8 protein-coding genes and 2 pseudogenes are annotated in these 8,343 nt (G+C 37.1%); 6 read left to right on the top strand and 4 right to left on the bottom strand.

The window, feature by feature from the left end:
* Positions 1-423 precede the first annotated feature (423 nt).
* The 4 genes and pseudogenes from tnpA to HZR21_RS10865 all read right to left on the bottom strand — a co-directional run bounded on the left by tnpA (position 424) and on the right by HZR21_RS10865 (position 3,666).
* Positions 424-887: pseudogene (tnpA, locus tag HZR21_RS10880) on the bottom strand (IS200/IS605 family transposase).
* A 211-nt stretch (positions 888-1,098) separates the two neighbouring features.
* Positions 1,099-1,737, bottom strand: coding sequence for a TetR/AcrR family transcriptional regulator (locus HZR21_RS10875; protein WP_096039833.1), 639 nt, complete (start codon positions 1,735-1,737; stop codon positions 1,099-1,101).
* 25 nt (positions 1,738-1,762) lie between these two features.
* Positions 1,763-2,947 carry an ABC transporter permease gene (locus HZR21_RS10870; protein WP_180747642.1) on the bottom strand — a complete coding sequence of 395 codons (1,185 nt, stop codon included), beginning with the start codon at positions 2,945-2,947 and terminating at the stop codon, positions 1,763-1,765.
* The gene (locus HZR21_RS10865) at positions 2,944-3,666 is read right to left on the bottom strand and encodes an ABC transporter ATP-binding protein (protein ID WP_180747641.1); all 723 of its coding nucleotides are present in this window, start codon (positions 3,664-3,666) and stop codon (positions 2,944-2,946) included. Before HZR21_RS10865 ends, HZR21_RS10870 begins: the two co-directional genes overlap by 4 nt.
* A gap of 182 nt (positions 3,667-3,848) precedes the next feature.
* Between HZR21_RS10865 and HZR21_RS10860 the strand changes: the two genes are divergently transcribed.
* The 6 genes and pseudogenes from HZR21_RS10860 to HZR21_RS10835 form a co-directional block, all read left to right on the top strand.
* Entirely contained in the window at positions 3,849-4,427 is a 579-nt protein-coding gene (locus HZR21_RS10860; protein ID WP_031367084.1) for a uracil-DNA glycosylase family protein, read from the top strand.
* Positions 4,428-4,694: 267 nt separating this feature from the next.
* On the top strand, positions 4,695-6,545 hold the full coding sequence (locus tag HZR21_RS10855) for a heavy metal translocating P-type ATPase (protein WP_167841725.1): 1,851 nt from the start codon (positions 4,695-4,697) through the stop codon (positions 6,543-6,545).
* 79 nt (positions 6,546-6,624) lie between these two features.
* Positions 6,625-6,852, top strand: coding sequence for a heavy-metal-associated domain-containing protein (locus tag HZR21_RS10850; protein ID WP_031367082.1), 228 nt, complete (start codon positions 6,625-6,627; stop codon positions 6,850-6,852).
* Positions 6,853-6,872: 20 nt separating this feature from the next.
* Complete coding sequence (locus HZR21_RS10845; protein ID WP_180747640.1) at positions 6,873-7,151, top strand: iron-sulfur cluster repair di-iron protein, ric; 279 nt, start codon at positions 6,873-6,875, stop codon at positions 7,149-7,151.
* Between the two features lie 27 nt (positions 7,152-7,178).
* Positions 7,179-7,832, top strand: a complete 654-nt coding sequence (locus HZR21_RS10840) for a Crp/Fnr family transcriptional regulator (protein WP_167839170.1) — start codon at positions 7,179-7,181, stop codon at positions 7,830-7,832.
* 95 nt (positions 7,833-7,927) lie between these two features.
* A pseudogene (locus HZR21_RS10835) lies at positions 7,928-8,221 on the top strand (hypothetical protein); the annotation flags it as partial.
* Positions 8,222-8,343: the final 122 nt, after the last annotated feature.

Raw genomic sequence — 8,343 nt, 5'->3', positions numbered from 1 at the left:
AGGGTCTCCTTTTAAACTTAATTTTTCAAGATAGTCGCTATCTCCAAATAAATTCATCTTCAATACCTCGTTAGCTTATTTTTAATCTATTATACCTCTTTTCATACGTTTTTAGAGGTGCCCTTTACTATCTTTTAAACTTGAATTGGTAGTAGAATTCGTCCAATTTTAAGTTTCTGATAAAAGGATGAATCATGATAGTATAATTCTGAACAGGTATAAAATATATAAGCTCATAAGCAGAGCAGAAAAAGTATTTGAGTACATATAACTCCAATAATAATCATAACCACCCGTCAAACGGTGGTTTGAACCAGGGCTATAAGCCCAGATAACCAGCCAGCGCCTAAAGACGCTAGCTTTCACTTTGTTCAAGCCTCGCTGCTCTTGACTCGTCACTAGCCTCTTAAAGAGGCGATTGTATTACTTACCATTATCCCTAAAGGGATCTTCATATTCTTTCACACTCAATTTATCAAGTGCAATATCATGCTTTTCCTGTTCCTGTATATATTTCTTTATCGTGGCTTCATTAAGCCCAACTGTATTGACATAATAGCCTTCTGCCCAGAAATGGCGATTCCCAAATTGATATTTGAGGTTGGCGTGTTTGTCAAACATCATAAGAGCACTCTTACCTTTTAAATACCCCATGAAACTTGAAATGCTAATTCTAGGCGGAATACTGACCAACATATGAACATGATCAGGCATCAAATGCCCTTCGATAAACTCAACTCCTTTGTAGCGACATAATCGGTGAAATATCTCACCTAAACTGCTGCGATATTGATTATAGATTACTTTTCGTCTATACTTAGGAGTGATCACAATGTGGTAGAACACACCCACTTTGTGTGTGATAAACTATGCGCTTTTTGAGCCATACTTTTCTCCTTTCGCTTTACAATAGGCTTGAACACCTTTATTGTAGCGCGTTTGGAGTTTTTTTGTATAACCGCAGATTGCGCACCCGCATAGCGAGTGGTTTATTTGTCTCGCACCTACGGAGCGAGACGGACTAAAAGTCACATAATGAGAAAAACACCAAAGTATTTAATCCTTTGGTGTTTTTGAAAAATAGTAGATATAATCTCATTAAACTTTTGTTGTTATCAGTTTAATAAGCTGTTCTTCAATGCACTTCAAATCTTTCTCCTCCGACTGTGTTGAGATTTCAAGAACAAATCGTTGAAAAAAGTATGCAAATAGGAGTCCTAAGCCTGTTCGGATAACCTCACAATCTTCCTGATAAGTAACAATATTGGGATTATCATTTTGTAACCGGCTTAGCTGCATTTTTAAATCATCAATAATAGTATCTTGAATAGCAGCCATTAGACTCTGACGTAGTCCTGAATTAACTAAGATTTCCTGAAGTATTATTTTTATTATATCTGCATTTTGAGCTAAGAAACGAAAGCGATTCTGAACAATAAAGTGAATAACATCTTCAATCTTGCTATAGGTCTTCAATTTTGGCAGAAATTCTTTTTTCAACTCAGGAATGAGGGGCTCAATAATTTCTGATAAAAGCTCCTCTTTGGTTTTGAAATATTTAAAAATGGTGGCCTGACTAATACTGGCTTTTTCTGCAATTTGGGCAGTCGAAGTCCCATTGTAACCTTGCCGCGAAAACAGTTCAACAGCAGCAGAAAGGGTCTTCTTTTTTCCAGCAGGCATTTTTTGTACTTTCAGCCAATCCTGATAGCTATGTAAAATTGTATTGTTGTCCATCGTTACCTCGTTCTTTTCTTCTCTATTATACCTTGCGGTAGCGTTTTAGTCCAACGATATTCAAAATTGTTAAAATGACAAGGAAGAAGGAAAGGACAAGCAGGTCATTTCCAAGATGGATAATGCTGGTACCGTTCAGAACAATTTTTGATAAGGCGTGCCCAGCATAATAAAGTGGAAGAACTTTCCCAATAGATTGCACCCAGTCTGCCATAGAATCTAAAGGAATGATACCTGAAATGAAAAGTTGCGGAGTGATAATGAGCAGGATAAATTGCATCATTTGAAATTCGGACTTGGCCAAAGTGGACAGCAGGAGACCAAATGCCAGAGCGACGAGCGCAAAAAGAATATTGACAATGATGACATCTCCTATATTGCCAAGAACTTCTAAATCTAAGAGCCAGATGGTTGATAAGACAATAACAACTGTCTGAAGTGCTGCAATAAGACTATAAGCCAGCATGTAGCCATAGACGATATCAGATCGCTTGACTGGTGTGGCTAGGAGGCGATCCAGTGTTCCCGTGGTACGTTCTTTCAAAAGAGCCATCCCTGAGATGAGAAAAACAAAGAAGAATACAAAGAAGCCCATCAGAATAGGAGTCATTTTGGTAAAGAAAGTGGTGTCCTCATCTCCATAAATATATTGTTCAGAGAGGTTAATATCATCAGCTTGAGAACCTTTAATTTCTACTGTTTCGGCTTGGTCGATATTTGCTTCATTAGAATCGCCGGCTTGTAAATTGCCAGACTGGCTTTGTGCCTTTTTAACAGCTTGAGCACTGGCTTCTTGTGCCTTCTTGAGATTTTCGATTTGGTCCTGAATTTGCGCTTGCTTGAGGGTGCTCGTTATGACCTGACGGGACAAGTTTGTTTTGCCAGGATCGGTATTGGTATAAGTTACCTGGTAGATATTTTCGTCCTTGAAGATAAGCACGGCATCGACTTTTTCATCTTTTAAGGCTTCATTTGCCTTACTTTCTGTTTTATAATCCTTGGCCTTGATATGTTCCACATCATCTAGGGATTTGACAATACTATCAGAAACATCGACGGCAGCGATGCTTACATTTGTTTCAGTATTAGCGTAAAAAGCAGCATTCATGAGCCACATGATAAAAACAGGCGCCATAAATAATAGGATCAGGGTTCGTTTATCACGTAATAGTTCCAGGAATACTTTTTTTGAAATGGCCAAAATCTTCATTCTAATTCTCCCTCTGCTTTCAAGAAAACTTCCTCAACTGTATTGACACCATATGATGACTTAAGGGCAATGGGGCTGTTAAAGGCGATCATTTTGCCATCAAGCAACAGTCCAACCTTATCTGTCAGCTCCGCCTCATCCATGACATGGGTGGTAATCAATATGCCAACCCCTTCAGACTTCAATTGATGCAGTTCTTTCCAAACCTGACGGCGCAGAGCAGGGTCAATACCAACAGTTGGTTCATCAAGAATGAGGAGTCTAGGATTCCCTAAAAGTGCAATGGCTAAAGACAATCGACGTTTCATACCGCCAGAGTAGCCTGAAACGAACTTATTGAGGTGCTCCGTTAGTTCGACAACTTGTGAGACATGTTTAATGGCTTCAGGAATCTCAGCGCAAGACAGTCCCTTCATCCGGGCAAAAAATTGCAGATTCTCGAAACCCGTCAGTGACTCATAGAGGGCATCCGATTGTGCCATATAACCAATTTCTCCCAAGACATAGCGGTTGGGCATATGATGCCCTAGCACAAGCGCCTCTCCCTGATCCGCCTTTTCCATCCCAAGCATGGTTTTAATCATGGTTGATTTTCCAGCACCGGATGGGCCGATTAAACCGATAATTTGACCAGCTATCAAGTCAAAATTGATCTTGTCGAGAACAAGCTGCTGCCCAAAGTTTTTAGAGATTGCTTGTAAATCTAATAATTTTTCCATAAGAGCCTCTTTCTAAGTAAGTGAGTAATCACTTACTGTTTTTTATTATAGTGGATAATCACTTACTTGTCAAATGATTTTTTAAAATTTAAATTGAAATTTGCTAACAAAATTGAGAAGCATCAAGTTTTCCCTCATACAAAGATGCTACAATATAGTAATGAAGAGAAAGGACGATTTGAATGAGCTATTCAAAACTTTTAAAAGAAATAATGTACGATGAAGATAATATTTCATATACAGAAAAAGGGATAAAACCACTTTTTTCTGCTCCAGAGACTGCTCAAATTATAATCATAGCACAAGCACCGGGGATTCGTGCTCAAGAGTTAGGTATATTTTTCAATGATTTAAGCGGCGATAAGCTTCGTGAATGGTTAGGTATTGATAGAGAATGTTTTTATGATTCTGGATATTTTGCAGTGGTCCCAATGGATTATTATTTTCCTGGAAAAGGTAAAACGGGGGACTTACCTCCAAGAAAAGGATTTGCAGAAAAATGGCATAAGAAAACATTAGATCTCATGCCAAATAAACAATTAATACTTTTGATTGGTGCCTATGCTCAACGATATTACTTAAAACAGAGATCGACGGAAAAATTAACCAATACTGTAAAGAATTTCGATAGATATCTACCTGAATTTTTCCCCCTTGTGCACCCTTCGCCACGTAATAATATTTGGCAGTCCAAAAATCCTTGGTTTCTAGATCAGGTTATTCCTGCTTTGCAGGAACGTGTTAAAGCAATTCTTAAATAAAGATTCGGAAATATACAGAAGATCGTTTTTAAACAATCTACCAGGAATAGTAGGTTTTTTTATAGTCAAAATTTTTAGAACTGATACTATCGTAACCGAATAGAATTATAAAAATATAAGTCTATGATTAATATCATTAAATCAATTGAACATAGTTAGATGTATTTGAAACAATCTAGACATTCTAGTATTTTTAAAACTTGATATAAATCAATTCTTATATTTTTATACTCATTTATACTAGAGACAATAAGGGAGGTAGAAATCATGCAAAAATGGTTATCAGGTTATCGAAATTGGTTGACAGTCATCACTGGTGTTCTTATTATACTTGCTTTTGCAGTCAAATGGTTTTTGAGTAGTGAACAGGGCTCGGCTTATCTATTGTTTGCAGCTTCATTAGTTGGCGGTTTTCCAATTTTAGTTCAAGCATATCAAGCTCTTAGAGTTAAGGTCATTAGCATCGATCTTTTGGTGACCCTTGCTATTTTAGGGGCATTTGTTATTAATGAGTTTGTAGAATCAGCTATTGTAGCTTTTCTCTTCTTGTTTGGTGCATACTTAGAACAAAGAACATTAGCCAAGACACGTTCTGCGATTAAGAATCTTGTCGAGTTGGTGCCAGAGACTACATTTCGGAAAGCACACAATGGTGACTTTGAAGAGGTGTCGGTTGAAGAAGTTGAAGAAGGTGACATTCTTATAGTAAAAACAGGTGGTAAGATCCCAGTTGATGGTGAAGTTATATTTGGCGCTGGTACCACAAATGAATCTAGTATAACAGGTGAGCCTATTCCAGTCTCTAAAGGTCTAGGAGATAAAGTTTTTGCTGGTACTATTCTCGAAAATGGGACCATACAACTTCGTACTGATAAAATTGGGGAAGACACAACTTTTGGGAAAATTATTGAATTAGTCGAAGAAGCACAAGACTCCAAATCAAAAGCTGAAAGATTTATTGATCAATTTTCAAAATACTATACACCTGCAGTTTTGGTGCTTGCTATTCTCGTTTGGCTTATTAGTCGCAATATTAAGTTAGCCGTTACTATTTTGGTTCTTGGATGTCCTGGTGCATTGGTTATTGGGGTACCAGTTTCAAATGTGTCAGGTATTGGAAATGGCGCACGACATGGTATTTTATTTAAGGGTAGTGATGTCATTACAAACTTTAGTAAAGTTGATACAATGCTATTTGATAAAACAGGAACATTAACTTATGGTAACCCTCAGGTTGCACAGACAATCTACTATAGCAGTGATAGGAGTCTTGCTGAGAGCTTACTGGCCAGTGTTGAGAGAGAATCAGATCATCCGCTCGCGAAAGCAATTGTGAACCATTACTCAGGTTCTGTAGTAGAGGTAATTGACTCAACAGAGGTCGTTCAAGGTGGGGGAGTTGTTGCTCGTATTCAAAATCACCAAGTTCTCGTAGGGAACTCTTATTTGATGAATCAATATAATATTCCTTTCACTAACCAGATGAAGAGCGACATAGCAGGGATGGAAGCAGAAGGGAATTCAATTGTCCTAACTGCTATTGATGGACAAATAGCTCTTGTTGTAGGGATTCGTGACCAGATTAGACAAGGAGTCAAGGAGGATTTAGAGACGCTTAAGAATATGGGAGTAAAAAATCTCATTCTATTGTCTGGAGATAATCAAGGCACAGTTGATTTAGTTACTAATCAGTTAGGCTTAACCGAGGCTTATGGTCATCTACTACCAGAAGACAAGGCAGAATTTGTGAGAAAACGTCAGGCAAGTGGAGAAATAGTAGCATTTGTCGGAGATGGTATTAATGATAGCCCATCATTGGTCTTGGCAGATATTGGAATTGCCATGGGAAACGGTACAGATGTTGCCATTGAAACTTCAAATGTTGTTTTGATGAATTCGGATTTTCACAGAATCCCTCATGCGATCGGATTGGCTAAAGCTACACGACGTAATATGATTGAAAATATCTTCATTTCATTGCTAGTCGTAGTAGTTCTTCTTATCAGCGTTCTCTCAAGTTCGTGGATGAATATGGCTATTGGCATGTTTGTTCATGAAGGTAGCATTCTCCTAGTTATTTTGAATGCTATGAGGCTTTTAAAATATAAAAGAAAATAGAGATTCTTGATAGAAATCATTTTTTTATTCTAAATATCGTACTATACTAAAGATATAATAAGGAAAGGAAGTAAAGATGATGAAAAAAGCTATACTACAGCTTGAAACACTGGCTTGTCCTACATGTATGCAAAAAATTGAGGGAGCCATTAAAAGTGTGGCAGGTGTTGATAAGGACAGTGTTAAGGTTCTCTTCAACGCTAGCAAGGCAAAAGCAAATTTTGATACAAGTCTGACAAATATTGAAGAAATTACGAATGCAGTACGAGCAATTGGCTATGATGTTCTAAAAGCATCAGAAAAATAATAGGGGGGGGGGAAGTTGTAATGTTAAAACAATTTTTTGAAGCAAATGATGAGATGCTTGATTTATATACTAATGCTATCACAAAATCTCATGGGAAAAATCATCCAGAAGTTTTTGAAGTTCGCAAACTTTATGAAACAATTCAGCATAAAATTCAGGGTAATAATATGGACCTATCAAATGAATTTTCGGAACTGAGGGGTGTTACAAAAGATTTTGCGATTCCAGATGATGTTTGTGAGACATTTACTAAAACCTATCAGCTCTTAAAACAATTTGTCGAATTATCTCAAGAGTAAGTTTCGTCAATTAGAAAGAGGTTATCCATGGTTCAACATCTTTGCGTAACACTTGTACCATTATTTAATTATCTGTCAGAAGATGAGCAGATTGAAATCAATCAATTGGCGAGACACCAACAATTTAAAAAAAATGAGATTATTTTCAAACCAGGAGATGAAAAACTAGATATTGTAGCTCGTGGAAGTATGAAAGTCTATCAACTGTCTCCGAATGGTAAGGAACAACTTTTACGAGTTGTTGAACCGGGTAGCTATGAGGGTGAAAATCAGTTGTTTGGTATAAAAAACGAGACACTTTTTGGTGAAGCTCTCGAAACAACTGAAATTTGTAGCTTGAGCAAACAAGCTTTTGATCAAGTAATGCTTAGGAATCCACAAATAGCTCTTAAATTATTTGAATTAAGTATGCAAAAGATGATTCAAGTAGAGAAGCAGGCCCAGATTTTATCTATGGAGCGTGTTGAGGAACGTTTGTCGAACTACCTCTTGGATTTGTCAAAAGTAGCGAATGATTATCAGTTCAGTTTACCTATGAAGATGATTGATATCGCGCGATATATAGGAACTACCCCTGAAACTCTTTCTAGAAAATTTAGATTTCTTGAGGATAATAGATTGATAAAACGTTCAGGTAGAAGAATAATTATTCTTAACGGAGATGGCTTAATTGATTTATGAGGTGAAAAATGTCGTTTGACAAATTAAAGGAATATCTACCCTATCGAGGAGAAAAATATATTAAGCCTGAATAGGCTGGTAATTATCGCCGGTATATGATGGATTTAAGGGACCTAGCTCGACAGGCTCGGGATGAATTCAGTTTAATCAGTAAATCTTTTGAAGACAGGGTAAAGCCATTTAAAGCAGAGCGTGTTAGTCAATGGATGAATCAATCTCAGCTATGTCGTCCACATTTTTGGTGTTACTTCCGATTGCCTTCCGATGGTTTGGATGATTCGGCATTGGCTATTCGTCTTTATGGGGAATCTGATAATTTCGGAATTTCCGTTGAGGTTAGTTTTGTAGAAAGAAGAAGGTCTGAAAACAGTTTAGAGAAACAAAATAAAGGGCACCTCTAATAACTACCAATTAATTCACCTCTAAATGAAATTAGAAAAAAACACAGAAAACTAAGCATAGTCTACTGTGTTTTTCTTTATGTTACAGACGCCACTTGACTGTTTATTCT

The sequence above is a fragment of the Pseudolactococcus laudensis genome (assembly GCF_013449735.1).
In the GTDB taxonomy this organism is placed as follows: Bacteria; Bacillota; Bacilli; order Lactobacillales; family Streptococcaceae; genus Pseudolactococcus; species Pseudolactococcus laudensis.
This window is presented reverse-complemented; position numbering and strand designations above follow the sequence as displayed.

Bases quoted from the DNA above. Each gene is read 5' to 3' on its own strand.
- HZR21_RS10875 (WP_096039833.1), bottom strand. From the start codon at position 1,737: ATGGACAACAATACAATTTTACATAGCTATCAGGATTGGCTGAAAGTA.
- HZR21_RS10870 (WP_180747642.1), bottom strand. From the start codon at position 2,947: ATGAAGATTTTGGCCATTTCAAAAAAAGTATTCCTGGAACTATTACGT.
- HZR21_RS10865 (WP_180747641.1), bottom strand. From the start codon at position 3,666: ATGGAAAAATTATTAGATTTACAAGCAATCTCTAAAAACTTTGGGCAG.
- HZR21_RS10860 (WP_031367084.1), top strand. From the start codon at position 3,849: ATGAGCTATTCAAAACTTTTAAAAGAAATAATGTACGATGAAGATAAT.
- HZR21_RS10855 (WP_167841725.1), top strand. From the start codon at position 4,695: ATGCAAAAATGGTTATCAGGTTATCGAAATTGGTTGACAGTCATCACT.
- HZR21_RS10850 (WP_031367082.1), top strand. From the start codon at position 6,625: ATGAAAAAAGCTATACTACAGCTTGAAACACTGGCTTGTCCTACATGT.
- HZR21_RS10845 (WP_180747640.1), top strand. From the start codon at position 6,873: ATGTTAAAACAATTTTTTGAAGCAAATGATGAGATGCTTGATTTATAT.
- HZR21_RS10840 (WP_167839170.1), top strand. From the start codon at position 7,179: ATGGTTCAACATCTTTGCGTAACACTTGTACCATTATTTAATTATCTG.